The following is a 26,378-nucleotide window of genomic DNA, read 5'->3' as shown; positions in this document are numbered from 1 at the left end:
TTTTTTTTTTTTTTTTTTTTTTTTTTTTTCAATGGTTTATATTGGTCATTGTATAGTAGGTTAACAAAAATCAGGACAAGGCGGGGCAACGCCGTACCGGTTTTTGTTAATCCACTATATATTTGTGCGTTGTGGGGCTGCCTTTTGTGCACGGGTATGAGAATGCCGTCTGAAAAAGGTTTCAGACGGCATTGTGTGTTTAGGGTTTATTTCTTCATCGCTTCGCTCATTGCCTTGATGTTGTGGCGGTACATTCCTATGTAGGTGTCGGCGGGCGCGTTGCCGAGTGCGTCGGAATACAGTTTGCCGCTGACGTTGACGCCGGTCTCTTTGGCGATGCGGTCAACCATGCGGGTGTCTTTGATGTTTTCGGTAAAGACGGCTTTGATGCCTTCGCGTTTGATTTGTCGGATGATGGCGGCGACTTGTTTGGCTGAAGGCTCGGCTTCGCTGCTCACGCCTTGCGGGGCGATGAATTCGATATGGTAACGTTTGCCCATATAGGAAAAGGCATCGTGCCCGGTCAGGACTTTGCGTTTGGCGGCAGGGACGGCGTTAAATGCGGCTTGTGCGTCGCTGTGCAGTTTTTTGAGCTGCATTTGGTAGTTGCCCAAGCGTTGTTGATAATAAACTTTGCCTTCGGGGTCGGCCTTTATCAGGGCTTCGGCGACGTTTTGGGCATAGGCGGACATAAGGACGGGGTCGTTCCAGACGTGGGGGTCATATTCGCCGTGGTCGTGGTGGTGTCCTTCGTGGTCATGGTCGTGGTCATGATCGTGGTCGTGATGGTGTCCGCCTTCTTCTTCTTCGGCTTTGAGGGGTTGGATGCCTTTGGTCGCTTCGGCATAGGATACTTTGCTCTGTTTGACGGCACGTTGCACATCGGCAGCTTCAAGTCCCAAGCCGTTAATCAGGACGAGTTTTGCACTGCGGATTTTTTTAATGTCGCCGCTGGTGAGGTGGTAGGCGTGGGTATCTTGGTTGGCTCCGACCAAACTTTGTATGGATACGCGCTCTCCGCCGATTTGTTTGGCTACGTCGCCTAAAATGCTGAAACTGGTTACAACCGGCAGGGGTGCGGCAGTTGCGGCGGTGGTCAGCAATGCGGCAATAAGGGTGAGCTTGAGGTGTTTCATAACTGTTCTCCTGTGATATAACGTAACATCTGTTATGGTAAAACAAGCCGCCTGTTTGTTCAAGCGACTTGCGGGGTCAGGTGGTGTGGTGGCGGTGGTTTTTGAGCCATTTGGTCAGAATGCCGCCTTCTTTGCCGAGTATGACGGAAAAGAGATAAAGGACGCTGCAACAGAGGATGATGGCGGGACCGGAGGGAATTTCGATGTGGTAGGAAATGAGCAGTCCGCTCAAGCCGCACAGCAGGGCTGTCAGAACGGATAGGAGGATGAGTGCGCCCATGTGCTTCGCCCACAGGCGGGCGGTAATGGCGGGCAGCATCATAAGTCCGACGGACATGAGTGTGCCGAGGGCTTGAAAGCCGGATACGAGGTTCATGACGACCAGGACGAGAAAGAGGACGTGCCAAAGCCCGCCTTTGCCGCCGACGGATTTGAGAAACAGGGGGTCGATGCTTTCGAGTACGAGCGGGCGGTAGATGACGGCAAGGGTAAGCAGTGTGAGGGTGGATACGGCGGCGATGAGTTGCAGGGCAGGAATGTCGACGGCAAGTACGGAGCCGAAAAGCAGATGCAGCAGATCGACGCTGCTACCGTTTTTGCTGACGAGGACTACGCCTATGGCGAGGCTGCTCAGGTAGAAGGCGGCAAAGTTGGCATCTTCTTTCAGGGTGGTGAAGCGGCTGACGAGTCCGGCAAGCAGCGCCATCAGTATGCCTGCGGCTACGCCGCCCAAACCCATGGCGGGCAGGCTCAAGCCGGCAAACATGTAGCCGACGGCGGCACCGGGCAGGACGGCGTGGCTCAATGCGTCGCCTATCAGGCTCATACGGCGCATGACGAGGAATACGCCGACGGGTGCGGCACTGAGGGACAGGCAGAAGACGGATGCGAGGGCGTAGCGCATAAAGTCGAATTCTGCAAAGGGGGCAAGGAGCAGGTCGTAGAGATTCATGGTTTTTCGGTTTCAGACGGCATTTATGACGCGCACCACTCGGGGCTTTCCTGTTGCTGCATTTTGGCGTTGGCTTGAGCGAGGTAGGGTTCTGTCAGAATGGTCTCGGTTGCGCCTGCCGCAATTTTTTCGCGGGCGAGCAGCAGGGTATTGGGAAAGTAGGCGCGGACTTGTTCGTAATCGTGCAAAACGGCAATGATGGCGTGTCCGTTGCAATGACATTTTTGCAATACGTCGAGAAGCTCGTAGGTTGTCCGTGCATCAACGGCATTGAAAGGTTCGTCCAAAAGCAGGAATTTTGCATTTTGAACCAGCATTCGGGCAAAAAGGACGCGTTGGAATTGTCCGTTTGAGAGGTGGGCGATTTGGCGGCGGGCAAACTGCCGCATCCCTACGCGTTCCAAGGCTTCGTGAACGCGTTGTTTTTGAACGGCATTTATTCCTTTGAAAAAACCGATTTCATACCACAGCCCCATTGCCGCCAAGTCGAAAACGGTCATAGGCTGGGAGCGGTCGATGTCGGACTGTTGGGGGAGGTAGGCGATGTTTTGACGGGTCAAGCCGTCGAGTCGGATGCTGCCTGTATCGATAGGCTGCAATCCCATCAAGGATTTAAGAAAGGTAGATTTCCCTGCGCCGTTGGGACCGAAAACCGCCCACATACTGCCTTCTTCAAAGGTAATGTCCACATGGTGTACGGCGGGGCGGCGGCGGTAGCTGACGGTCAGGTTTTCAACGATGATGCTCATACCGATACCGCCCAAAGGTAAACACCCCATAAAAGGGATACGGCAATCAGGGCAAGGATGAGGCGGAAGGTCAATCCTGACAGTAAGAGGGAAGGTGTCATAATGATTTGCAGTTTTGAAAGGGAAGTTGGCAAAGCGGTTATCGTTATATGGCGGATATGATACTGTATAACGTTTGGTCTGTAAATTCTGCTTGAATAGGTGGGAGTGATTGTTAATCAAGGTGGATGAGGGTCAGGCATATCGCTGCCTTGCCGGCATCGCGGCAATAAAAAATGCCGTCTGAACGTTCAGACGGCATTGGGAAAAATCGCTTATTAACCTTTGCGTGCAGGCAGTTTTTCTTTGATGCGTGCAGCTTTACCGGTCAGGCCGCGCAGGTAGTACAGTTTGGCACGGCGTACGTCGCCACGGCGTTTGACTTCGATTTTTTCGACGGTAGGAGAGTACAGTTGGAAAGTACGTTCAACACCTTCGCCGCTGGAGATTTTGCGGACGATGAAGTTGCTGTTCAGACCGCGGTTGCGGCGTGCAATGACAACGCCTTCGTAGGCTTGCAGACGGCTGCGAGTACCCTCCACGACGCGTACGGATACGACTACGGTGTCGCCCGGTGCGAATTCGGGGATTTCTTTGTTCAGGCGGGCAATTTCTTCTTGCTCGAGCTGTTGAATCAGGTTCATTGTTTTTTTCCTAAATTATGATTGGATTTCCCGTTGCTCTTGCCGGATGGTTTCCAAGAGGCGGGATTCCTTTGGGATTAAAACGCGCTTTTCCAAAAGATCGGGTCTGCGCTCCAAGGTGCGGCGCAGCGATTGTTCCAACCGCCATTCCGCTATCAAGCCATGATTGCCGGAACGCAATACTTCCGGAACAGCCATGCCTTGAAATTCTAAGGGTTTGGTGTAGTGGGGGCAGTCCAAAATGCCGCTTGAGAACGAATCCTGTTCGGCAGACTGTATGTCGCCCAATACGCCGGGTACGAGCCTCAATACCGCATCCATCAGCATCATGGCGGGAAGCTCTCCGCCGGAAACGACGAAGTCTCCAATGCTGATTTCTTCATCGACGCTGCTTTGCAGCAGTCTTTCGTCTATGCCCTCATACCGTCCGCACAATAAAATCATATGCGGGAGCTTGGCCAGTTCTACCGCCTTTTTATGTGTCAGCGGTTTCCCTTGCGGGCTGAGGTAGATGACTTTTGCGGTTTGGGAAGATTGTGCTTTGGCATGTTCTATTGCCGCATGAAGCGGCGGAGCCATCATAATCATTCCCGGGCCGCCGCCAAACGGGCGGTCGTCGATGTAGCCCAATCTGTTGTCGGCAAACTTTCGGGGATTGACGGCTTCAAACTGCCAGATTCCCTGTCTGTTCGCGCGTCCTGTTACGCCGTAGCGAGTAATGCTGTCGAACATTTCGGGGAAAATGGTAACTGCCTGGATAAGCATCAGTAGTCCAAACCCCAGTCGGCAGTAATGGTCTTGCTGCCGGTATCGACGGTTTCGATATATTGGGAAACGAACGGAATCAGAATCTGCCCGTGTTCTCCGTCAATCATCAATACGTCGTTTGCGCCGGTTTCCATCAGGTTGCTTACCTTGCCTAAAACGGTGTGGTCTTTGTTGACGACGGTCATGCCGACCAAGTCTGCCCAGTAGTATTCGTCTTCTTCTGTCGGGGCGAATGCTTCACGGGGTATCTCGATGGTGTAACCGCGCAATGAGAATGCTGAATCGCGATCGTCTATGCCTTCGAATTTGACTTGGAGTTCGCCGTTGACGACTTTTCCGGCTTCAAGGGTAACGCTGACGGTTTTGCCGTCCTTGACCAAATACCACTCGGGGTAGTCCAAAAGGCTGTCGGAATATTCGGTGTTGGCGGCAATTTTCAACCAGCCTTTTATGCCGAATACACCTTTGATGTAGCCCATGGCTACCCGGTTTTGAGTGTCTGTCATGTCGGAAAATACGGATTAGGCGGCTTTTTGTTCTTTAATCAGTTTTGCAACAGAGTCGCTAACCTGCGCACCTTGTGCAATCCAGTGGTTCAGGCGGTCTGCGTTGAGGCGTACACGCTCTTGTTTTTCGTTGGCTACGGGATTGTAGAAGCCTACGCGTTCAATGAAGCGGCCGTCGCGGCGGTTGCGTGAGTCAGTAACGATGACGTTGTAGAAAGGGCGGTGTTTTGAGCCGCCGCGTGCCAAACGGATAACTACCATTTTGAGTCCTTTTGAGAAAATCGGATATATGGAAACTGCCGATTTTAGGTTATTTTGTGGTCGGTGCGCAAGTTTTTATTTGTTTTTTCTGTTGTTTTGTCTGCCGCAAGGTTCAGATATGCGCGGTACAGGTTTTTTTCGGTGTCCGATTCCTTGAGGGTAAATCCTGATTTTTCAGCAAGTTTGATCATGGGGGTATTGGTTTTGAGAATGTCGGCACTGATGGCGCGGTAGCCTTGTTGTGCGGCAGTACGGATGACGAGCCCCATCATTTTTTGTGCCAGCCCGCTGCCGCGCATATGTTCTGCCAGTGCGATGGCGAACTCGCATTCGTTGCGGTTCAGGCGGCTGTGGCGGGCGACGGCGACGATGTTGTCGTTATTATCTCTTGCTGTCCATGCGGCTTCGCAGTAGTAGTCTGGGTTGCATAAGCGTGCCAATGTACCTTCAGGAAGTTCGTTGGTATGGGTCATGAAGCGTGTGTACCGTGCTTCGGGGCTGAGGCTGCGGACGAACTGCTGTTTGGCTTCTGCGTCTTCGGGCAAAAGGGGGGTAATGGTAACGGTCGTGTTGTTTTTTAGGGACAGTGTTTTGGGGTGTGCTGCGGGATAGGGGGCAAGTACGTTGGGTACGGCTGCTTCGGTTTCGGTTTTGCTGCCGAGCAGTTCTGCGGCGGCTTCGCTTGTGTGGCGGAGAAATTCGGCGGCTGTCGGGTTTTTGTGTTTTAGGTATGCGGCGGCACTCTGCATTTTTGCGGCGGCATGTTCGAGGGTTTGGGCGGCTTTGCCTGTGTTCTTGCGTTTGGGCGTGTCGTGTGTTTCGGGTGCCTTTAAGATGAAATCGCTGCTGTATTGTCCGCCGTTGAGGTTGAGGGTGATGCCGAGAATGTGTTGGCGGTATTCGGGAATGACGGTCAGTGTGTGCAGGAACTGATCGAGGGTTTGTGTGTCGTCGAGTTCGGCAAAGCGGGCAAGGTGGCGGCTGTCGAGTGTGGTAAACGGCGGGAGTACGGCAGTGGTTTGTCCGTTGCAGTGTGCAGTCAGGATGTCGCCATAGAGGGGGTGGCTGCCGAATTGGAATTGGACGGCATTATGGGTGGTGTGCCGGTAGGGGGGGAGGTGCAGGGCTTCGGCGAGCAGGGAAGGGTTTGCCGCTGTAAGGGCTTTTTTGATGTTTTGGGGTTGCGGTGTTTTCAGACGGCATGGCTGCGGCGGTGCAATGTCGAGCTGTGCCTGTTTCAGGGCGGCGGCGGTGTTGCGGTAGGAAAGGGTGCGGATTGCCTGTGTAGGGGTGTCGAAATGGGTTATGCCGTCTGAAAAGGGGCTGCTGACGAGCAGGGGTTTGGCGGTCTGTTCGGACAGGCGGATAAGGGCGCGTGCTGTTTTTTTGTAATCCTCGTGTCCGGAGGGACTGAGGATGGTTAGGACGGCTTGGGTGTCGGGGTGGGCAAGCTGACGTGAGGCGATGTCGTGGCAGATTGAGGGTGTGGGTGTGCCGGTCAGGTGTCCGTTGCGGATGTGGTGGGGAAGGTTGGGAAAGTGGAGGGCGAGGTTTTTTGGCGCGTGCGCGTTCAGCCATTCGGCAGGCGTGTCGGACAGGATGTCGAGTCGGGACAGGGGTGGAAGGTCGGACAGTTGGGCGCGCAGTGCGGCTTCGAGGTCGTCGGCGTTGAAACTGATGAGGAAGTTGCAGTGTCGGGCGAGGCAGTGCAGTACGGCACGGTCGGTTTCTGTCGTGCGGCAGGTGATGTGGAGAATCAGCGGCGTATGGCGGGTAAATTGGCGGATTGCGCTGAACAGTTTGCGCTGATCCTCTTCAGGGTTGTGGTGTAGGACGGCGGTTTTGGTGTGCAGGCTGTGTCCGAAGCGGTTGAGCCAATCGGCGGATGCGATGGGGCTGATGCCGGGATGCAGGCTGATGTGGCGGGATGTGCCTTGACGGAGTTTGTTCAGGATGTTGTCGATTTGGCGGCTGACGGCGGCATTGCCGGTCAGTATGGCGGTATGGCCTGCGGCGTATCCGTCTTGGGTACTGATGTTGAGTCCGAGTGAGGGCAGTTGGATGCCTGCGGTGGTGCAGGCGGTGATGTTGAGTCCGTTGCCGTGGTGTTTGCGGATGGCAGTTTCGGCGGTGTGCAGTTCTGCGGCAGACAGGCTGTCCCAGTCCTGTATGAGGATGATGTGTCGGAGCTGCTTTTTGCGGCAGGTTTTGAAGAGGGTGTCGTAACTGTCGGGCGGGGTAACGGCAATAATCAGGTCTGCACTGCCGGGGATTTTGTTGAGGCTGGTGTAGGCGGGCAGTCCGGCTATGGTGTGGTGGCGCGGGTTTACGGGGGTGATTTTTCCTTGAAAGGGCGTACTCAGCAGGTTGCTGAGTACGCGTTCGCCAAGGCTGTACGGTTGTTCGCTCGCGCCTATCAGGATAATGTGGTTGGGCATGAAGAAGTAGCCGGGATCGGTTTGTGTCGGCATGATATATTCCTTTGCGGACGGTATGTGCGTGATTGTTGGAGATGCACTCACTGTATGTTTGTTTTGGGGTAACTGTTTGTGCAATGCCGTCTGAAGCGGGTTCAGACGGCATTATGGTCAGTTCACGCTTTTTTCTGTTTTGGAACCGGTTTTTTTCTTGGGTAGGATGAAGCGCATCCGCAGCCCGTTTGGTTTGATGTTTTCGGCGATAATTTTTCCGCAGTGCTGTCCAATAATATGTTGGGTCAATGCAAGTCCCAGTCCTGTTCCGGGTTTGTTGGCACTGGAGTCGGCCCGGTAGAAGGCGGTAAATATGTGGGGAAGCTGCATTTCGTCCACACCCGGTCCGTTGTCGGTAACGTCGATAATCCAGTGTTTGTGGTCTTGTCCGATGTTGATCAGGATGGTACTGCCTTCCGGGCTGTAATTGACAGCGTTGCGGATAACGTTGTCGAAGGCACGGTACAGGTAACTTTCATTGGCATATAGGGTGGCGTTCTCGGGAATTTTCCCGTCGGCAGACAGGGTAACCGTTTGCCCGTTTTTCTGGGCAATGCTTTGGTTGTCTTCTACAAGGTTGCTTAGGAAGGGTAGGAGTTTCAGGTTTTCTTTTTCCAAAGCCATATTGGAGGTTTCGAGCCGGGACAAGGTTAAGAGTTCGCCGACCAGCGTATCCATGCGGGTCAGTTCGCCTTCCAGCCGTTTGAGATATTGTTCCTGTTTTTGGGGCTGCGCCTGAATCAGTCCGACAATTGCCTGCATACGGGCAAGCGGGGAGCGCATTTCGTGGGAAACGTGGTGGAGCAGGTGGCGTTCTTTGGCAACGAGTTTTTCGAGTTTTTCCGCCATTTTGTCGAATTGGAGGGCAAGATGGGACAATTCGTCATCACGGTCGTCGACCTGTTGGGAGATGCGGGTTTCAAGTTCTCCGTTTGCCACCCTGTCCATGCCGTTGCCTAAGATTCTGATGGGTTTGGCAATGTTGCCGGCAAGGATATATGCCATCAGCAGTCCGACGATGATGATGAAGGAGAGGATGATGAATTCGTGCCAAATCGGGGCAAGCGGCAGGCCCGGGATAAACAGCGGGCTGGGCAGGCGTTGTGCCTGGCGGTTGTCCCAGCCTTTAATGAAGAACAGGTATTCTTCGCCGAAACGGTCGTATTCGATGCGGACAAGGTTGGAATGGGGGTTGTTGGCGGCAAACAGTCGGGCGCGTTCTATGGTGTAATTGTCGATATAGCGGTTTAAGATGTCTTTTTTCTCGTCGCCCTGTATGACGTAAACGGCGGATGAGACGGGGCTGTCTTTCCATTCGGTCAGGATTTCGCGCGCGCCGTTGTCGCCCCGTGTCTTGAATGCGGAAATAATGCTGCCCATCAATGTGGTTTCGATGGTGCGGCGTTGGTTGAATTGGTTTTCGGCAAGGGTGTTCTGCACCAGCCAAAAAGAAAAACTCGCCACAAAGATTGCGCAGACGATAACCGCGCAAAATGTGGCGAAAATGCGTTGGAACAGTTTCATTTGCCCGCTGCTTCAGTTTTTGACAAACAGGTAGCCCAAGCCGCGTACGGTTTGAATCAGCGAGGCATCGCCCAGCTTGTGCCGGATGCTGGAAATGTGCACGTCGATACTGCGGTCGAATTTTGCCAGCTTGCGGTCGAGTGCTTCGACGGACAGGGTTTCTTTGCTGACTACCTGTCCGGCATGGCGCATCAGGACTTCGAGCAGGTTGAATTCGGTGCTGGTCAGTTCGAGCGGCGTGTCTTTGACGGATGCCTGGCGTTTGGCGGGGTACAGGACGACATCGCTGACGGAGATGCTGTTGGGTGCGTTGTTCTGTTCGCCGCTGTGTTGTGCGCGGCGGAGGATGGCATTGATACGTGCCAAGAGTTCGCGTGGTGTGCAGGGTTTGGGGACATAGTCGTCCGCACCCATTTCCAAGCCGATGATTCGGTCGATGTCATCGCCTTTGGCGGTCAGCATGATGATGGGGACGGTGCTTTGGGCGCGTACGTTTTTCAAGACATCCAAGCCGTTCATTTTGGGCATCATGGAATCCAATACGACTACATCGTATTGCCCGCTCAGGATTTCCTGTACGCCTGCCTCCCCGTCGGGAACGCTGTGGACGTTCAGACCTTCGGCGCTCAGGTATTCGGTCAGCAGTTCGGTCAGCAGGGCATCGTCATCTACGAGTAATACGCGGCTCATGGTGTTTCCTTTTCCGTGGTGGTATGCGCCCGCCGGGTTTGGGACGGGCATGAAACAGGTGTTTAACGGCTTATCTTAACACGGCTGCAATGTTTTTTGATAGCGTATTTTTCTGCGTGTTTGCTGTTTTTTGCAATGCTTTGCAAGGGTCTTTATATTTCAGGCGGCATACACATCCGCCGGCGCGGGTCATTTGCAGGGTTTTGCTTCCGGATGGCCGGGCGCGGCGGCGAAGGCTTTGCAGTCTTTGAGCAGTTCGGGCAACAGCGGCGCCCATACGGGCAGTTTGCGGATTTCGTCGGCGTATCGGGGCATGAGGTAGGGGTAATAGGACTGCGTTGCCCGCATCCATTGTTTTGCTTCTGCAACTTTGCCCTGCCGCATCAGGTAGAGGGCAATCCGGTAGGTGGCGGAGTAGGGGCGGTATTTTAGTGCTTTGAGGGTTGCTTCTTCCGCCCAAGTCTGGGTTTCGGGGTATTCCGGCAGGGCGAAGTTTACGAGGGAGAAGTCGGCATAAAAGGACAGCATCGGACTGTTTGCGGAAATATAGCGCAGTTCGTTGATTTTCCGGTTGAGGGTTTTGGCACTGTCGTCAGTGGCGGGGGAAAAGGCGTTAACCAGCCGGGTGTATGTCCAGTCCAAGTGCAGCAATCCTGCGAATATGGCGGCGGAGGCGGTCAGTATGCCGAGGTTGGCGGCTTTTTTGAAGGCGATGCCGTCTGAAGCCTCTGCGGGGGACAGGAAGAGCATCAGTCCGAAGGGGATGAGGAAATAGACATACCACAAAGGATATTCGAGCATACTGTGGCACATACTGACGGCAAGCGTGCAGATCAGGAAAAGCGATGCGGGGGTCAGGGGGCGTTTAAGCAGCCCGGCAATGCCCGTCAGCAGGGTTGCGGCAACCAGAAGCGTGCCGCTGATTCCCATCTCTGCAAGGAGTTGGAGGACGATGTTGTGGGAATGGGTGAACAAGTTGTTGAGGAAGTTGTCGTGTATGGTGTGCTGTTCGGCATTGATCAGGAAGGTTTGTTGGGCAAAACTGTTCCAGCCGTGCCCGAATATCGGGGCGGACTGGAAGGCGGCAAGGGCTTTATTCCATTCGATTTGGCGCGGCAAGTCTGTGAAACCGCCGTTGGTAACGCGTTCGACGGCAGTTTCGTAGCGGATGCCGATAAAGGTTTCCAGAATGGTGTTCATGGAAAATTGGAACAGCGCGGTAAGGAATACGGCTGCGGCTATGCCGAGTATCGTCCGCCTGTTGGATTTGTCCGAACGGAAATACCAGAAGGGAAGGATGAGGGCGATGGCGGCTATGTAGGTCAAGATGGTGCGCGAATTGACCAAACCTAAAACGGCGGTCTGCATAATCAGGCAGATTGTGCCGAGGGCGGCGGGGATTTTTCGTTGTCCGTTGAGGTAGGCGGCGGCGAGTATGCCCCACATGAGGTAGTGTCCGAGGTTGTTGCGCTGCCCGATGTGTCCGATTACGCCCTGCCCGCTGTAAACGATGATGTTTTGAAGCAGGGGGGTGTTTTCCCAGCCGGCAAACTGGATGACGACGATGCAGGATTGAAGCAGGGAGCCGATAAGCAGCGACCAGGCAAACAGGGTAACGATGCGTTCTTGTCCGTAGTGTGCGACCAAACTCTTGCAGGCCCACGCGCTGACGGCGAGCAAGATGAAAATCCAAGAGGCGATGTCGTTCATTCCGGGGTAAATCAGGTTCATCAGGCGTGCCTGAAGCCACCAAAATGCCGCCATGGCAAACAGGAAGAAGCTGATGGCGGGGATTTTGACATCAAACAGCTTTTTTCCTGCCGTGAAGAACAACAGGACAATCAGGCCGGCTGCGGCGGCGGCATCGTGGTAAAAGTCGGGCGACGGTTCCAGCCTGAGCGCGAAGGTAAAGGGGACGATGCCTATCCAAAGGAAGCAGGGCAGGATGTAAATCGGCAGTTTGGCGGCGGGGCGCGCGCCGGATACGGTCGTTTCAGCGGGCATTGTTTGTTTCCTTGTATTGTTTGACGAACGACAGGCAGGATATGAAGAAGATGATGCTGAATACTGCGGAAAGCGCGGCGCAAATCTGTTCTGCGGGATAAGCGTCGAACAGGCGCATGACGGCTTCGGCAAAATAAATCAGAACCAGCATAGAGCTGTATTGGTAGGTATAGATTTTTTTCTTCAGAATACCTGAAAGCGGCAGGCAGAGGGGCAGGGCTTTGAGCGCGAGCCACGAACCGCCCGGGCGCAAAGGTGCAATCCACAGTTCCCAGGAAAGGGACAGGATTATCAGTGCAATCAGGCTGAAGGAGGCAAGGAAGTAAGCGGTTTGTTTGTTCACGGCGGACTTTACGGTTTAAGGGCGGATAAGGGGGAGCGGTATCCCAAATCCTGCAACATGGAAACGGTTTCATAAACGGGCAGCCCCATAATGCCGCTGAAGCTGCCTTCGATAGATTGGATAAAGATGCCGCCTATGCCTTGTACGGCGTAGGCGCCGGCTTTGTCCATCGGTTCGCCGCTTTGCACATAGGCGGAAATTTCTTCCGAACTCAGGGGTTTGAAAACGACGTTGTTGGTTTGGACGCGGCTTGTCGTTTTGCCGCGATAACGGATGCAGACGGCAGTCAGGACGGTATGCCGGGTTCCCGACAGCAGGTTCAGAAAGGTTGCCGCTTCGGCTTGGGAGCGGGGTTTGCCTAATATAATGCCGTCTGAAACAACGCAGGTATCCGCTGTAATCAAGGGAAAGTCAGGCATTGCGCCGTTGGTTTCGCAAAAGAGGGTCAGGGCGGTTCGGTTTTTTTCTTCCGCCATCCTTTGAACGTAACGGGCAGGGTCTTCGTTCTGTCTGACCGTTTCGTCGATCTCGGCAGGCAGCTTGACGACCCGATAGCCCAACTGCGTCAGGATTTCCATTCTGCGTGGGCTGTTTGAACCTAAATAGAGGGTATTCAAAGGTATTCCTTAATCTGTGGCGGTATGAGGTGAGGCTTCAGACGGCATAGTGTCAGGTTTTTGCAGACGGCTGTATGTCGCCATCCTGTTCTGAATGTGGAGTGAAGAAGCGTCCGAACCAAATACCTGCTTCGTATAAGAGAATCAGCGGAATGGCAAGCAGGGTTTGTGAAATCACATCGGGCGGTGTGATGACTGCAGCAATGACAAAAGCACCGACAATGACATAGGGGCGGGCATGTTTGAGCTGTCCGGTTGTTACCACGCCGATTTTGGTTAACAGGATAACGACGATGGGAACTTCAAAGGTTGTGCCGAACGCAACGAACATGCCTAAGATAAAGGACAGGTATTTGTCGATGTCTGTCGCCATATTGACGCCGACAGGGGTAACGCCGGCAAGGAATTTGAAAATGACGGGGAAAACCAGAAAGTAGGCAAATGCCATGCCGATGAAAAACAGGCTGACGCTTGAGAGGACAAGCGGGGTAATCAGGCGTTTTTCGTTTTGATAGAGTGCGGGGGCGACGAATGCCCAGATTTGGTAGAGCGTATGCGGCAGCGAAATTAAAAATGCCGCCATCAGGGTAACTTTGACCGGCACGAAAAATGGTGCGATGACGTCGGTGGCAATCATGCTGGTGTCTTTTGGCAGGTTTGCCATCAGCGGGTCGGCGATAAAAGTATAGAGTTGTTGGGCAAACGGCATTAGGCCGAAAAAGCAGACTAAGATGCCGACAACCGTCCACATCAGGCGGCGGCGCAGCTCGATGAGGTGTTCGACAAGCGGTTGGACGGGTTGTTCGTTTTGTGTTTCGGACACCGGATTGCCCTCTTTATGATTTACGGACGCGCAATTTAGGTTTGGCGCGGGATTTAGGACGCAAATCGCGTTTGCGGCTTATGGCCTGTTTACGCAGCGAAGTGGTATGCGGAACAGGGGTTTCAACAGCAGCGGTATCGATATAGCTGACTTCCACGGTCTGTGTGGCAGGCGAAGAAGGTGCGGTCAGGTATTCGCGCCATGCGCGGTCTTTATCGGTTTCCGAAGGCTCGGCTGCGCCGCCGGTTTGCCCGTCGTCCCCAAGGGTTTCGGCGGAAGTATCGGAACGTTCAGACGGCATAACGTAGGAAATGCCGTCTGATACGGTGTTTGCCGTATCATGAAGGGGATTGCCGCCTTCATCAACGCCGAAATCGGCAGGCGTCCGCTGTTCGGGCAGTTTTTCCCAGGGCTTCAGGCCGTCGGAAATGTCGTGCAGGCTGTTATGCATATCCGTATCGGTTTCTTTGAGGCTGTCTCGAACCTGAGCGGCGGCAGCTTCGAATTCCTGCTTTGCCTTCCTCAGTTCTTCCAGTTCGATTTGAGTGTCAAATTCCTGCTTGACGCTGCCGACAAAGCGTTGCAGCCTGCCGATGAGCCGTCCGGCAGTGCGGGCGGCTTCGGGCAGGCGTTCTGGACCAAGGACAATCAGGGCGATAACGCCGACCAAAATCAGCTCGCCCAAACCGAAATCAAACATACGTTATGCTTTGTCTTCGTCTTTTTTATGTTCGATTACGTCGTCTTTTCCGGCATCTTTGCCATCGGTGCCTTCGTTCAGCCCCTGTTTGAAGTCATGAACTGCGCCGCCGAGGTCTTTGCCGACGTTGCGCAGTTTTTTGGTGCCAAATATCAAAACGACGATAATTAATACGATAATCCAGTGCGTCAGAGAAAAACTGCCCATGATGTATCCTTAAGTAAGTATTAGGGGTTGATTGTGAAATAACGGTTTATACCGGTGTGCCCATGATGTGTATATGCAGGTGGAAGACTTCTTGTCCGCCACCTTTGCCGGTATTGATTAGGGTTTTGAAGCCGTCTGCCAGTCCTGCCGCTTTGGCGATTTCGGGAACTTTCAGCATCATTTTTCCCAAAAGGGGCTGATGTTCGGGAGCGGCGTGTGCCAACGAATCGAAATGGACTTTGGGAATCAGCAGCAGATGAACCGGAGCGGCGGGGTTGATGTCTTTGAAACAAACCATTTCGCCGTCTTCATAGACGGTTTGCGCCGGAATCTCTTTGGCGGCAATTTTACAGAAAATACAGTTGTCCATAACGGCTCCGATGCCGTCTGAAAAGCGGTCAGACGGATTGAATGTGGGAAAGTGCGGATTGTAATATAAATTCAAGATTTTGTGCGAGCGGCTTTTTCGGCCAAGCCCGACAAACCTTGACGGAGCGCAAGTTCGTCCAGTACGTCTTCCGCCTTCAGGTCGTGGTGTGTCAGAAGAATCATGGTGTGAAACCATAAGTCGGCAACTTCGTAAACCAGGTGGGACGGGTCTTTGTCTTTGGATGCCATCAACACTTCGCCCGCTTCTTCAATCACTTTTTTTAGGATTTTGTCCTCGCCCTTGTGCAGGAGCTGTGCGACGTAAGATTCGGACGGGTCGGCAGATTTGCGCTGGATGATGGTTTGTTGGATGGCGGATAGTACGGAATCTCCCATGATTTTCCCTCTGTTTGTTTCTGTTTGTTCAGAATGATAGGCTAAACGGCTGCTTTCGGGCAATACGCCTGTTGCGTTTCGTTGGAAAAATGCCGTCTGAGCGTTTCAGACGGCATTTGTGCTGTTGCAAATGTAATTTGCTTACAGGTTTGGATTCACAATAATTTTAACGGCGGATTCGTTGTTGTGAATCAGACGCTCAAAGCCTTCGGAAACCAGTTCGTCCAGTTTGATGCGTTGGGTGATGAAAGGCTCAAGGTTGATTTTGCCTTCTTCAACCAATTTGATGGTTTCGGCGTGGTCGTTGCAGTAGGCGATGGTGCCGCGCACGTCCAGCTCTTTCATCACAACGCTGTGGACGTTGATGGTAGCAGGGTGGCTCCAAATAGATACGATGACCAAATTGGCGGCAGGTTTACATGCTTCTACCAAGGTATCCATTACTTTGTTGACGCTGGTGCATTCGAATGCAACGTCCACGCCTTCGCTGCCGGTCAGTTTTTTCACTTCTTCGACAACATCGACTTCGGACGGGTCGAGGATGTAGTCGGCAACGCCGGATTCGCGCGCTTTGTCTTTGCGTGCTTTGCTCAATTCGGTAATGATGACTTTGATGCCTTTGGCTTTCAACACGGCAGCCAACAGCAAACCGATCGGGCCTGCACCGCCAACCAATGCGACATCGCCTGCTTTCGCGCCGCTGCGTACATAAGCGTGGTGTCCGACAGACAGCGGTTCGATCAAAGCGGCTTGATCCAACGGGATTTTGTCGGAAATCGGATGCACCCAACGGCGTTTGACGGCGATTTTTTCAGACAAGCCGCCGCCGCAGCCGCCCAAGCCGATAAAGTTCATGTCTTTGGATAGGTGGTAGTTGCTGCCTTCGCCGGTTGGTACGTCGTCGCGGATGATGTAGGGTTCGACCACGACGTGTTGTCCGACTTTGATGTCGTCCACGCCTTCGCCGACGGCATAAACCACGCCGGAGAACTCGTGTCCCATGGTTACTGGCGCAGACTCGCCGGAAATCGGGTGCGGATGGCCGCAGGGCGGGATGAAAATCGGGCCTTCCATGAATTCGTGCAGGTCGGTGCCGCAGATGCCGCACCAGGCGACATTGATGCCGACGGTGCCGGGGGCGACGGCCGGTTCGGGGATGTCTTCGATGCGGATGTCGCCTTTATCGTAAAAACGTGCTGCTTTCATTGTAACGCTCCTTGTTTTCAAGTAGGAATGCCGTCTGAAAAATGTCGGACGGCGGTTGAAATGGGAATGGTGTGAAGAAGCCTGACCGTTTCCGGTTGAATCTGTTTAGATGTTATTTTACTACAAGAGACGTGTTTAAGCACGCGGAAGGCTTTCTGTTTGCGTCAGGTCAAATAATGATGCCGTCTGAAAACCGAATCGGCTTCAGACGGCATTTATATCGTAACGGTCGGATTGGGTAGGTTGGCGTACCTGTCCGGTTTTCGGTTTGGCAAACCGTTTTTTTGTCGGGTTCAGTGTTTTCTGATAGGCGGTTGCGGCATCGGATTTGCCCAGCCCTGCCAGCACGCGGATATGCTCGGCAGCAGATTGTGCCAGAGGTTCAAGGGTGTAGCCGCCTTCGAGTACGGATACGATTTTGCCGGGGCAGCCCGATGCCGTCTGAATGATTTTGTGTGTCAGCCAGGCAAAATCTGCCTCGTGCAGGTTGAGCCTGCCCGATTCGTCCAGACGGTGTGCGTCGAATCCTGCCGACAGCAGTACCAGTTCGGGTTTGAATGCGGCAAGCCGGGGCAGCCACTGTCTGCGGACGGCTTCGCGGAATGTGCGGCTGCCCGTTCCCGGCGGCAAGGGCAGGTGCACCATATTGCCGCCATCGGGCATATCGTTGTTTTCGGGGAAGGGGAAAAGGTCGGTTTCAAACAGGTTGAAAAACAGGATGCGCGGATCGTCTTTGAATATTTCTGCCGTACCGTCGCCGTAGTGGACATCGAAATCGATGACGGCAATGCGTTTCAGGCGGTATTCGGCAATGGCATGCATGACGCCGGCGGCAACGTTGTTCAGCAGGCAGAATCCGCCGGCTTTGCCGCTTTTCGCGTGATGCCCCGGCGGGCGGGCGACGCAAAAGGCATGCCATGCTTTGCGTTTCATGACCATATCGACCGCCTGAACTGCCGAACCGGCGGAAAAACGGGCGGCGGACAGGGAGTTTTTGCTGATAACGGTGTCGTCGTCCAAACGGCAAATCTTGCCGTCTTCGGGTAGGCAAGATTCCAAACGGTTCAGATATTTGCTCGAGTGGACAAGTGCAAGGCGCGTATCGCTGATTTCTTCCGCCTCTACGGTTTGGAGGTGCTGCCAAATACCGGCGCGGCGCAATGCCTGCTCGATGCAGAGGATGCGGTCGGGCGAATCGGGATGGTTTGCTCCGGGTTCGTGTCCGGTGCAGGCGGGGTGGAAAAGCCAGGCGGTCTGGGCGTTTTTGCCCAAAAAAAGGCGCAGCAGGGCGTAGAGTTTCAGGAACAGGCGGGTCAGCGGCATGGGTTCGGGAAAGGGGTTGCAGACGGCATACGGTTGGGTATGGGCAGCAAACCCGATATATTGTTTACGGTCTTATGCTATTATATACCCCGCTCGATTTTCAATCATATTTAGAAAGAACGGATAAATTATGAATCAAGCTGTTGCACAATTTGCTCCTTTGGTGTTGATTATGGTGGTGTTCTACTTCCTGATCATGCGCCCCCAACAAAAGAAATTCAAAGCGCATCAGGCAATGCTTGCCGCCTTGAAAGCCGGCGATAAAGTGGTCTTGGCGGCAGGTTTCAAGGGTAAGGTAACCAGAGTCGGCGAACAGTTTTTTACCGTGGATATCGGACAGGGTACAAAAATCGAGGTCGAAGTGGAACGCAATGCGATTGCCTCAAAAGTCGATTGATTTGTGCCGACAAGCCGCATCGGGAAAGCCCGTATGCGGCACTTTGTTTTGAATTCCAACCGAAGGCTTGACCATGTTCCGACACGCAGGGCGGCATATTCAGGATGCCGCCCTCCGGTCTCGTCTGACTGGGAAGGGGTTTTGCCTCTTCTGAAATAGCCCGATTCCGACACCACCGAAAGGGTGGGGTTTCAACCATTAAGGAACAATGATGAACCGTTATCCTTTATGGAAATATCTGCTGATTGTGTTCACGATTGCGGTTGCCGCAGTGTATTCGCTGCCCAACCTATTCGGCGAAACGCCCGCCGTGCAGGTATCGACCAACCGACAAGCCATCATCATCAACGAACAGACTCAATCCAAAGTGGATGCCGCACTGCAAAACGCGGGTATTCAGACCGACGGGATGTTTGTTGTGGACAATTCACTGAAAGTGCGTTTTAAAGACACCGAAACGCAGCTTAAAGCGCGCGACATCATCGAAAATACTTTGGGCGAAGGGTATATTACCGCGCTCAACCTGTTGGCGGACAGCCCCGAATGGATGGCGAAAATCAAAGCCAATCCGATGTTCTTGGGTCTGGACTTGCGCGGCGGCGTGCATTTCACCATGCAGGTCGATATGAAAGCCGCGATGCAGAAAACGTTTGAACGTTATTCGGGCGACATCCGCCGCGAACTGCGCCGCGAAAAAATCCGCAGCGGCACGGTGCGTCAGGCTGAAAACAGCCTGACCGTCCCTTTGCAGGATGCCGGTGATGTGCAAAAGGCACTGCCGCAGTTGCGCAAGCTGTTTCCTGAGGCAACGTTAAATTCGGAAGGTAGCAATATTGTATTGACGCTTTCGGAAGAGGCGGTGAATAAAGTACGTTCCGATGCGGTCAAACAGAACATCACTACCCTGCATAACCGTGTAAACGAATTGGGCGTGGCAGAGCCGATTATCCAACAGTCAGGTTTGGACCGCATTGTCGTACAGCTTCCCGGCGTGCAAGATACTGCCAAGGCAAAAGACATTATCGGCCGTACTGCGACTTTGGAAGTGCGCATGGTGGAGGATGATCCTGTTAAGTTGCGCGAGGCTTCGGAAGGTAATGTACCCGCAGGTTACGAGCTGCTTTCGAGCGGCGGGGAGCATCCCGAAACCCTGCTGATCAGCAAACAGGTCGAGCTGACCGGCGACAATATCAACGATGCGCAACCCAGCTTCGACCAAATGGGCGCACCTGCCGTCAGTCTGAGTTTGGACAGCGCGGGCGGCAGCATTTTCGGCGAACTGACTGCCGCAAATGTCGGCAAACGCATGGCGATGGTTTTGATCGACCAAGGAAAATCCGAGGTTGTAACCGCACCGGTTATCCGTACTGCCATTACCGGCGGACGCGTGGAAATTTCCGGAAGCATGACGACGGCCGAAGCCAACGATACTTCGCTGCTGCTGCGCGCCGGATCCCTTGCCGCGCCGATGCAGATTGTCGAAGAACGTACCATCGGTCCGTCTTTGGGTAAGGAGAACATCGAAAAAGGCTTCCATTCGACTTTATGGGGTTTTGCCATCGTTGCTGCATTCATGGTGGTTTACTATCGTCTGATGGGTTTCTTTTCCACCATTGCATTGAGTACCAACATACTGTTCCTAATCGGTATTTTGTCTGCCATGCAGGCAACGCTGACGTTGCCGGGTATTGCCGCGCTGGCGTTGACGCTGGGTATGGCAATCGACTCCAACGTCTTGATTAACGAACGTATCCGCGAAGAATTGCGTGCCGGTGTGCCGCCGCAGCAGGCCATCAACCTCGGTTTCCAACACGCATGGGCGACCATTGTCGATTCGAACCTGACTTCGCTGATTGCCGGTATCGCGCTTTTGGTATTCGGTTCCGGCCCGGTACGCGGCTTTGCTGTCGTACACTGTTTGGGTATTCTGACTTCGATGTATTCGTCCGTCGTCGTATTCCGTGCGTTGGTCAATCTGTGGTACGGACGCAGACGCAAATTGCAGAATATTTCCATCGGTGCGGTATGGAAACCTGAAGCCGAAACTGCGGCAGGTAAGGAGTAAGCTATGGAACTCTTTAAAATCAAACGCGATATTCCGTTTATGAGCTACGGCAAACTGACAACCTTCATTTCGTTGGTTACCTTTATTGCCGCCGTATTCTTCTTGGTTACCAGAGGCCTGAATTTCTCCGTCGAATTTACCGGCGGTACGGTAATGGAAGTCCAATATCAGCAGGGTGCGGATGTCAATAAGATGCGCGAACGCCTCGATACGCTGAAAATGGGTGATGTACAGGTTCAGGCATTGGGTACGAACAAACACATCATGATCCGCCTGCCGAACAAAGAAGGTGTTACTTCCGCACAGTTGTCCAATCAGGTTATGGATTTGCTGAAAAAAGACAGTCCCGACGTTACTTTGCGCCAAGTCGAATTTATCGGCCCGCAAGTCGGTGAGGAATTGGTTACCAATGGTTTGATGGCATTGGGCTTCGTAGTGGCAGGTATTATTATTTACTTGTCCATGCGTTTTGAATGGCGTTTTGCCGTATCTGCCATTATCGCCAATATGCACGACATCGTGATTATTCTCGGCTGCTTTGCCTTCTTCCAATGGGAATTTTCGCTGACCGTCTTGGCGGGCATTCTTGCCGTATTGGGCTATTCTGTGAACGAATCCGTCGTCGTCTTTGACCGTATCCGTGAAAACTTCCGCAAGCCGGCGATGCGCGGACATACCGTGCCGGAGGTCATCGACAACGCGATTACCGCAACGATGAGTCGTACCATCATTACCCACGGTTCGACCGAGGCGATGGTCGTATCCATGCTGGTGTTCGGCGGTGCGGCCTTGCACGGCTTTTCTATGGCGTTGACCATCGGCATCGTGTTCGGCATTTATTCTTCCGTATTGGTTGCCAGCCCGCTCTTGCTGATGTTCGGTTTGAGCCGCGACAATATTGCCAAGGAAGCGAAACAGAAGGAAGAAATTGTGGTCTGATGTCAAATGCCGTCTGAAGCCGGAAGATGTCTCCGTTTTCAGACGGCATTTTGCCGACATCGCAAAATAGCGTGCAGAACAGCAAAAATTGTGTGATAATGCGCCGTTCCTGTTTCAGGAATAGGGAGTTTGCCGTTGTCGAGGCTTGGCAAACTTGTCCGAATCCCATTTGGGGTTCTTTTTATTTTTCGGAGTTTTTCCATTATGGCACTGACCGTAGAACAAAAAGCACAAATCGTTAAAGATTTCCAACGCAAAGAAGGCGACACCGGCTCTTCTGAAGTACAAGTTGCCTTGCTGACTTTCCGCATCAACGACCTGACCCCCCACTTCAAAGCCAACCCCAAAGACCACCACAGCCGCCGCGGCCTGTTGAAAATGGTCAGCCAACGCCGCCGCCTGCTGGCCTACCTGCGCCGTACCCAACCCGATACGTATCGTGCGTTGATTACCCGCTTGGGTCTGCGTAAATAATCGCGCTTTCCGACACCGCCCAGAAAAATGGGCGGTGTTTTCTTTTCTGTTGCTTTCCGACAAGTTCAAATTCATATTTATTGCCCGAAAACCGCATAAACTAATATAATATAAAGTTCTTTGGAATCCTGTTCCATTTCATGCTGCCCGTGCGCTTCACAAGAGTTTCAGACGGCATCAGACGTTGCGACTCCCGCCAGCAATCAAACAGCTTTTTATCACCCATTCGAAAATCCGTTTTGCCGGTACTCGTCTTTTTATTGGAGTATTGCCATTATGACCGCAACCACTGCGTCTTCAGCCAAACCTTATCTCAAAATCCAAGGTTTGGTGAAAAAGTTTGGTGACAATTACGCTGTCGATAACATCGACTTGGACATTTATCAACACGAAATCTTCGCCCTTTTGGGCAGCTCCGGCAGCGGCAAATCCACGCTGCTGCGTATGCTGGCGGGTATGGAAAGTCCCAATCAGGGGAAAATTATCCTTGACGGTCAGGATATTACCAAACTTGCACCCTATGACCGCCCCATCAATATGATGTTCCAAAGTTACGCGCTTTTTCCGCATATGACCGTAGAGCAAAACATTGCCTTCGGTCTGAAACAGGACAAAATGCCTAAAGGCGAAATCGATGCGCGCGTCGAAGAAATGCTCCGTCTGGTTCAGATGACCAAATTTGCCAAACGTAAACCGCACCAATTGTCCGGCGGTCAGCAACAGCGCATCGCTTTGGCACGCAGTTTGGCAAAACGTCCGAAAATCCTGTTGCTTGACGAACCTTTGGGGGCATTGGACAAGAAATTGCGCCAGCAAACCCAGCTTGAGTTGGTCAATACGCTGGAACAAGTCGGCGTAACCTGTATTATGGTTACACACGACCAAGAGGAAGCCATGACGATGGCGACCCGCATCGCCATTATGTCCGACGGTCAGTTGCAGCAGGTCGGCACGCCAAGCGATGTGTACGATTACCCCAACAGCCGCTTCACTGCCGAGTTTATCGGCGAAACCAATATTTTTGACGGTGTCGTGATTGAAGATCATGCGGATTATGCCGTCATCGAATGCGAAGGTTTAGAAAACCACGTCCGCATCGATCATGGTTTGGGCGGCCCGAGCGAGCAGGACCTTTGGGTTAGTATTCGACCAGAGGATATTGATTTATATAAAGAAAAACCTGATCATTTGGGCGATTATAACTGGGCGAAAGGCACGGTAAAAGAAATTGCCTATTTGGGCAGCTTCGCCATATACCATATCAAACTCGCCAACGGCCGCGTTGTCAAAAGCCAAGTTCCTGCACCTTACTGGTATGTGCGCAACATCACGCCGCCAACTTGGGATGAAACCGTGTATATCAGCTGGCCGGAAAACCAACCGACTCCGTTGTTCCGTTGATTTAAGGGGAATGAGATGAACCTTAAAAAACTGAAAAACAAACTGTTCCGCCGTCCGGGGCAGCGTGCGGTGATTGCCGTGCCGTATATTTGGCTTTTGGTGCTGTTTCTGGTTCCGTTCGCCATCGTGCTGAAAATCAGCTTTGCCGAACAGGAAATCGCCATTCCGCCGTTTACGCCGTTGACCAGCATCGATGAAGATTTAGGTCGTCTGAATATCGCCGTCAGTTATCAAAACTATGCCGATATTTTCCAAAATTTTTGGCATACCCTGAATCCGTTTGGCGACAGCGAAAACAGCAATATCTATCTGATGACCTACTGGTCTTCGATTAAGACTGCGCTGACGACGACGGTAATTTGCCTGTTGGTCGGTTACCCGACCGCCTATGCGATTTCCCGTGCCAACCCTTCCGTCCGCAATGGTTTGCTGCTTGCCATTATGCTGCCCTTTTGGACATCGTTCCTGCTGCGCGTCTATGCGTGGATGGGTCTGCTCGGACATAACGGTATCGTCAACAATATGTTGATTAAGATGGGTATTGTCAGCGAGCCTTTGGATTTGTTCTACAATGCCTTTTCGCTCAATTTGGTAATGGTTTACGCCTATCTGCCGTTTATGATTCTGCCGCTTTACACGCAGCTGGTGAAACTGGACAGCCGCCTGCTCGAAGCAGCTTCCGATTTGGGTGCGGGACCGGTCAAGTCGTTCTTGACGATTACACTGCCTCTGTCTAAAACCGGCATTATTGCAGGTTCGATGCTGGTTTTCGTCCCCGCTGTCGGCGAGTTCGTCATTCCCGAGCTGGTCGGAGGTTCGGAAAACTTGATGATTGGTAAAGTCTTGTGGCAGGCATTCTTTGATCAAAACAACTGGCCGCTGGCTTCCGCCGTCGCCGTTGTGATGGTCGCGCTGCTGGTCGTGCCGATTGCGCTGTTCCAGCACTATGAAAACCGCGAATTGGAAGAAGGAGCCAAATAATGCAGAAATCCAAATTATCTTGGTTCTTGAAACTGATGTTGGCACTGTCGCTGGCGTTTCTGTATATCCCGCTGGTCGTTTTGGTTGTCTATTCGTTTAACGAATCCAAGCTTGTTACCGTTTGGGGCGGCTTTTCGACCAAGTGGTACGGCGCATTGCTGGAAAACGACACCATCTTGGAAGCTGCTTGGTTATCGCTGCGTATTGCCGTCGTGTCTTCGCTTGCCGCCGTGGTTTTGGGTACGCTGGCGGGCTATGCGATGGCGCGTATCAAACGTTTCCGCGGCAGTACCTTGTTTGCCGGTATGATTTCCGCACCTATGGTGATGCCCGACGTGATTACCGGTCTGTCTATGCTGCTGCTGATTATTCAGGTGCAGATATTTTTGCAGGGCAGCGAATGGTTGCAACATCTCTACTTCGATCGAGGCTTTTTCACCATCTTCCTCGGACATACGACGCTTTGCATGGCATACATTACCGTTGTCATCCGTTCGCGGCTGGTCGAGCTTGACCAGTCGCTCGAAGAAGCCGCAATGGATTTGGGTGCGCGTCCGCTGAAAATCTTTTTTGTCATCACTTTGCCTTTGATTGCCCCTGCCATCGCTTCAGGCTTCCTGCTCGGCATTACCCTGTCTTTGGATGATTTGGTGATTACCTCCTTCCTGTCCGGCCCTGGTTCTTCTACATTGCCGCAGGTGATTTTCTCCAAAATCAAGCTGGGTCTTGATCCTCAGATGAATGTCTTGGCAACCATCCTGATCGGCATCATCGGAACATTGGTCATCATCGTTAATTATTGGATGATGAGGCAGGCAACCAAGCGCGACCGTGAGGCAGCGGAAGCCTACCGCCAAGAAAAATTGGCTGCCGAGAAAGCAAATTAACTAACAAGGCAGGCTGACCGCATGAATGGGTCAGCCTGTTTTCTTAAAGTAATTTCCCGTTCAGACGGCATGGTACGGCAAACCATATCATGCCGTCTGAAAATACACCTGATAAAGTAAACATAATGATTCGTCCTGATTTTCAAGAATATTTGCCTTCTTATTATTTTAGTTCGGTTAATCCTTATACTGTTTATCCGAAACTTCAATGCCGTCTGAAAACCGAAACCTGCATTATCGGCGGCGGTTTGAGCGGTTTGTGTACAGCATTGCCGCTGGCGGAACACGGACATGAAGCCGTCGTTTTGGAAGCCGCGCGTATCGGTTTCGGCGCATCGGGACGGAGTGGCGGGCAGGTTATCAGCGATTACGCCTGCGGTATGGAGGAAATTGAAAAACAGGTCGGTTTGGAGCAGGCGCAATGGTTTTGGCAACAGTCTTTGCAGGCGGTCGAACTGGTGGACGAACGCGTCCGCAAACATGCCATCGATTGCGATTGGCAGCGCGGTTATGCCACGGTTGCCGTCCGTCCGCAGCATTGGGAAGAGTTGCAGCAGTGGCATGAACACGCCCAAAAATATTACGGTGCAACTCATTATCAACTTTGGGATAATACTGAACTGAAGCAGCAACTCGACAGCGATATGTACCAAGGCGCACAGTTCGATCCCTTGTCCGGACACCTTCATCCGCTCAATTACACGTTGGGTGTTGCCGGTGCCGTTGCCGAAGCCGGTACGCAGATTTTTGAGCATTCTCCCATGATACGCATCGAACCGCATCAAAACGGTTGGCTGGTTTACACGCCCGAAGGCAGTGTCGAATGCAAAAATGTGGTCTATGCCGTCAATACTTATGCCGGTTTGAATCCGATATTCAAGCCTTTGGAACGCAAGGCGATTGCCGTCAGCACCTTTATTATTGCCACCGAACCCTTGGGGGCGCGCGCAAAAGGGCTTATCCGCAACAATATGGCTGTGTGCGACAACCGCCATATTTTGGACTATTACCGCCTTAGTGCGGATGGCAGATTGCTTTTCGGCGGTAAAGACCATGAATTTATCGACGATCCCGCGCGTATGACCGAGCTTGTCCGCCAAGATATGCTTAAAGTTTTTCCGCAGCTTGCCGATGTCGGAATCGAGTATTCGTGGGGCGGGGAGTGCGATATTACCGCCAACCTTGTCCCGCATTTCGGACGTTTGGCCGAAAATGTTTTTTATGCACAAGGTTATTCCGGCCATGGTATGGCAATAACGGGTATTGCAGGTTTGGCGGTCGCAGAAGCAATTTTAGGGGACGAATGCCGTCTGAAGCCGTTTGAGCAGTTGTGCCAGCCGAATATCATCCTCCAACCGTTTTTGAGAAAGCTCGGTTCCTTCCTCGGCTCGAAATATTATCAGTGGAAAGACAGCCGTTAAGTATCGTAGGCAGTATGTTTATCCGTTGGCGGTCAATGTGAAAAATGCCGTCTGAAACCCGATTTTCAGGTTTCAGACGGCATTT

28 protein-coding genes are annotated in these 26,378 nt (G+C 52.7%); 8 read left to right on the top strand and 20 right to left on the bottom strand.

Annotated elements, in window-relative coordinates; all coding sequences use genetic code 11:
- Nucleotides 1-206 precede the first annotated feature (206 nt).
- The 20 genes from Q9J32_RS03265 to Q9J32_RS03170 all read right to left on the bottom strand — a co-directional run bounded on the left by Q9J32_RS03265 (nucleotide 207) and on the right by Q9J32_RS03170 (nucleotide 17,728).
- Nucleotides 207-1,136 (bottom strand): metal ABC transporter solute-binding protein, Zn/Mn family, encoded by a 930-nt coding sequence (locus Q9J32_RS03265; RefSeq protein ID WP_301885111.1) that lies wholly within the window; start codon nucleotides 1,134-1,136, stop codon nucleotides 207-209.
- 76 nt (nucleotides 1,137-1,212) lie between these two features.
- Nucleotides 1,213-2,088, bottom strand: a complete 876-nt coding sequence (locus Q9J32_RS03260) for a metal ABC transporter permease (protein ID WP_301885110.1) — start codon at nucleotides 2,086-2,088, stop codon at nucleotides 1,213-1,215.
- A gap of 23 nt (nucleotides 2,089-2,111) precedes the next feature.
- Nucleotides 2,112-2,837 carry a metal ABC transporter ATP-binding protein gene (locus Q9J32_RS03255; protein ID WP_301885109.1) on the bottom strand — a complete coding sequence of 242 codons (726 nt, stop codon included), beginning with the start codon at nucleotides 2,835-2,837 and terminating at the stop codon, nucleotides 2,112-2,114.
- Between the two features lie 317 nt (nucleotides 2,838-3,154).
- Nucleotides 3,155-3,520: a 50S ribosomal protein L19 gene (gene rplS / locus Q9J32_RS03250; protein WP_002217809.1), complete on the bottom strand. Its 366-nt coding sequence runs from the start codon at nucleotides 3,518-3,520 to the stop codon at nucleotides 3,155-3,157.
- Between the two features lie 15 nt (nucleotides 3,521-3,535).
- Nucleotides 3,536-4,285: a tRNA (guanosine(37)-N1)-methyltransferase TrmD gene (trmD, locus tag Q9J32_RS03245; RefSeq protein WP_301885108.1), complete on the bottom strand. Its 750-nt coding sequence runs from the start codon at nucleotides 4,283-4,285 to the stop codon at nucleotides 3,536-3,538.
- Nucleotides 4,285-4,794 carry a ribosome maturation factor RimM gene (rimM, locus tag Q9J32_RS03240; protein ID WP_301885107.1) on the bottom strand — a complete coding sequence of 170 codons (510 nt, stop codon included), beginning with the start codon at nucleotides 4,792-4,794 and terminating at the stop codon, nucleotides 4,285-4,287. Before rimM ends, trmD begins: the two co-directional genes overlap by 1 nt.
- A 15-nt stretch (nucleotides 4,795-4,809) precedes the next feature.
- A complete protein-coding gene (gene rpsP / locus Q9J32_RS03235; protein ID WP_096107917.1) occupies nucleotides 4,810-5,055 on the bottom strand; it encodes a 30S ribosomal protein S16 in 246 nt (81 codons plus the stop codon).
- A gap of 44 nt (nucleotides 5,056-5,099) precedes the next feature.
- Complete coding sequence (locus tag Q9J32_RS03230; RefSeq protein ID WP_301885106.1) at nucleotides 5,100-7,526, bottom strand: bifunctional acetate--CoA ligase family protein/GNAT family N-acetyltransferase; 2,427 nt, start codon at nucleotides 7,524-7,526, stop codon at nucleotides 5,100-5,102.
- Nucleotides 7,527-7,643: 117 nt separating this feature from the next.
- Nucleotides 7,644-9,050, bottom strand: a complete 1,407-nt coding sequence (gene misS, locus Q9J32_RS03225) for a two-component system sensor histidine kinase MisS (protein ID WP_301885105.1) — start codon at nucleotides 9,048-9,050, stop codon at nucleotides 7,644-7,646.
- 12 nt (nucleotides 9,051-9,062) lie between these two features.
- On the bottom strand, nucleotides 9,063-9,740 hold the full coding sequence (gene misR, locus Q9J32_RS03220) for a two-component system response regulator MisR (protein WP_061699231.1): 678 nt from the start codon (nucleotides 9,738-9,740) through the stop codon (nucleotides 9,063-9,065).
- A 189-nt stretch (nucleotides 9,741-9,929) separates the two neighbouring features.
- Nucleotides 9,930-11,744, bottom strand: coding sequence for a PglL family O-oligosaccharyltransferase (locus tag Q9J32_RS03215; protein ID WP_301885104.1), 1,815 nt, complete (start codon nucleotides 11,742-11,744; stop codon nucleotides 9,930-9,932).
- Nucleotides 11,734-12,087, bottom strand: a complete 354-nt coding sequence (locus Q9J32_RS03210; protein WP_127213617.1) for a DUF2069 domain-containing protein — start codon at nucleotides 12,085-12,087, stop codon at nucleotides 11,734-11,736. Before Q9J32_RS03210 ends, Q9J32_RS03215 begins: the two co-directional genes overlap by 11 nt.
- Nucleotides 12,088-12,095: 8 nt before the next feature.
- On the bottom strand, nucleotides 12,096-12,704 hold the full coding sequence (locus Q9J32_RS03205; RefSeq protein ID WP_301885103.1) for a Maf family nucleotide pyrophosphatase: 609 nt from the start codon (nucleotides 12,702-12,704) through the stop codon (nucleotides 12,096-12,098).
- Nucleotides 12,705-12,756: 52 nt separating this feature from the next.
- Nucleotides 12,757-13,527: a twin-arginine translocase subunit TatC gene (tatC, locus tag Q9J32_RS03200; protein ID WP_301885102.1), complete on the bottom strand. Its 771-nt coding sequence runs from the start codon at nucleotides 13,525-13,527 to the stop codon at nucleotides 12,757-12,759.
- A gap of 13 nt (nucleotides 13,528-13,540) precedes the next feature.
- Entirely contained in the window at nucleotides 13,541-14,227 is a 687-nt protein-coding gene (tatB, locus tag Q9J32_RS03195; RefSeq protein ID WP_301885101.1) for a Sec-independent protein translocase protein TatB, read from the bottom strand.
- Between the two features lie 3 nt (nucleotides 14,228-14,230).
- Nucleotides 14,231-14,434, bottom strand: coding sequence for a Sec-independent protein translocase subunit TatA (gene tatA / locus Q9J32_RS03190; RefSeq protein ID WP_003753955.1), 204 nt, complete (start codon nucleotides 14,432-14,434; stop codon nucleotides 14,231-14,233).
- A 46-nt stretch (nucleotides 14,435-14,480) separates the two neighbouring features.
- A complete protein-coding gene (locus Q9J32_RS03185; RefSeq protein ID WP_003753957.1) occupies nucleotides 14,481-14,804 on the bottom strand; it encodes a histidine triad nucleotide-binding protein in 324 nt (107 codons plus the stop codon).
- A 71-nt stretch (nucleotides 14,805-14,875) separates the two neighbouring features.
- Nucleotides 14,876-15,199, bottom strand: coding sequence for a phosphoribosyl-ATP diphosphatase (locus Q9J32_RS03180; RefSeq protein ID WP_301885100.1), 324 nt, complete (start codon nucleotides 15,197-15,199; stop codon nucleotides 14,876-14,878).
- A gap of 141 nt (nucleotides 15,200-15,340) precedes the next feature.
- On the bottom strand, nucleotides 15,341-16,405 hold the full coding sequence (locus Q9J32_RS03175; protein WP_301885099.1) for a 2,3-butanediol dehydrogenase: 1,065 nt from the start codon (nucleotides 16,403-16,405) through the stop codon (nucleotides 15,341-15,343).
- Between the two features lie 204 nt (nucleotides 16,406-16,609).
- Nucleotides 16,610-17,728 (bottom strand): histone deacetylase family protein, encoded by a 1,119-nt coding sequence (locus Q9J32_RS03170; protein ID WP_301885098.1) that lies wholly within the window; start codon nucleotides 17,726-17,728, stop codon nucleotides 16,610-16,612.
- 130 nt (nucleotides 17,729-17,858) lie between these two features.
- Between Q9J32_RS03170 and yajC the strand changes: the two genes are divergently transcribed.
- The 8 genes from yajC to Q9J32_RS03130 all read left to right on the top strand — a co-directional run bounded on the left by yajC (nucleotide 17,859) and on the right by Q9J32_RS03130 (nucleotide 26,293).
- The gene (gene yajC, locus Q9J32_RS03165; RefSeq protein WP_107818542.1) at nucleotides 17,859-18,125 is read left to right on the top strand and encodes a preprotein translocase subunit YajC; all 267 of its coding nucleotides are present in this window, start codon (nucleotides 17,859-17,861) and stop codon (nucleotides 18,123-18,125) included.
- 211 nt (nucleotides 18,126-18,336) lie between these two features.
- The gene (secD, locus tag Q9J32_RS03160; protein ID WP_301885097.1) at nucleotides 18,337-20,190 is read left to right on the top strand and encodes a protein translocase subunit SecD; all 1,854 of its coding nucleotides are present in this window, start codon (nucleotides 18,337-18,339) and stop codon (nucleotides 20,188-20,190) included.
- A 3-nt stretch (nucleotides 20,191-20,193) separates the two neighbouring features.
- Entirely contained in the window at nucleotides 20,194-21,129 is a 936-nt protein-coding gene (gene secF, locus Q9J32_RS03155; protein WP_301885096.1) for a protein translocase subunit SecF, read from the top strand.
- A 204-nt stretch (nucleotides 21,130-21,333) separates the two neighbouring features.
- Complete coding sequence (gene rpsO / locus Q9J32_RS03150; protein ID WP_002217790.1) at nucleotides 21,334-21,603, top strand: 30S ribosomal protein S15; 270 nt, start codon at nucleotides 21,334-21,336, stop codon at nucleotides 21,601-21,603.
- A 276-nt stretch (nucleotides 21,604-21,879) separates the two neighbouring features.
- Nucleotides 21,880-23,004 (top strand): ABC transporter ATP-binding protein, encoded by a 1,125-nt coding sequence (locus Q9J32_RS03145; RefSeq protein ID WP_301673475.1) that lies wholly within the window; start codon nucleotides 21,880-21,882, stop codon nucleotides 23,002-23,004.
- A 15-nt stretch (nucleotides 23,005-23,019) separates the two neighbouring features.
- A complete protein-coding gene (locus Q9J32_RS03140) occupies nucleotides 23,020-23,985 on the top strand; it encodes an ABC transporter permease subunit (RefSeq protein ID WP_301885095.1) in 966 nt (321 codons plus the stop codon).
- Nucleotides 23,985-24,872, top strand: a complete 888-nt coding sequence (locus tag Q9J32_RS03135; protein WP_301885094.1) for an ABC transporter permease subunit — start codon at nucleotides 23,985-23,987, stop codon at nucleotides 24,870-24,872. Before Q9J32_RS03140 ends, Q9J32_RS03135 begins: the two co-directional genes overlap by 1 nt.
- Before the next feature lie 125 nt (nucleotides 24,873-24,997).
- The gene (locus Q9J32_RS03130) at nucleotides 24,998-26,293 is read left to right on the top strand and encodes an NAD(P)/FAD-dependent oxidoreductase (RefSeq protein ID WP_301885112.1); all 1,296 of its coding nucleotides are present in this window, start codon (nucleotides 24,998-25,000) and stop codon (nucleotides 26,291-26,293) included.
- Nucleotides 26,294-26,378: the final 85 nt, after the last annotated feature.

The organism is Neisseria uirgultaei (assembly GCF_962719845.1).
GTDB classification, from domain to species: Bacteria; Pseudomonadota; Gammaproteobacteria; order Burkholderiales; family Neisseriaceae; genus Neisseria; species Neisseria bergeri.
This window is presented reverse-complemented; position numbering and strand designations above follow the sequence as displayed.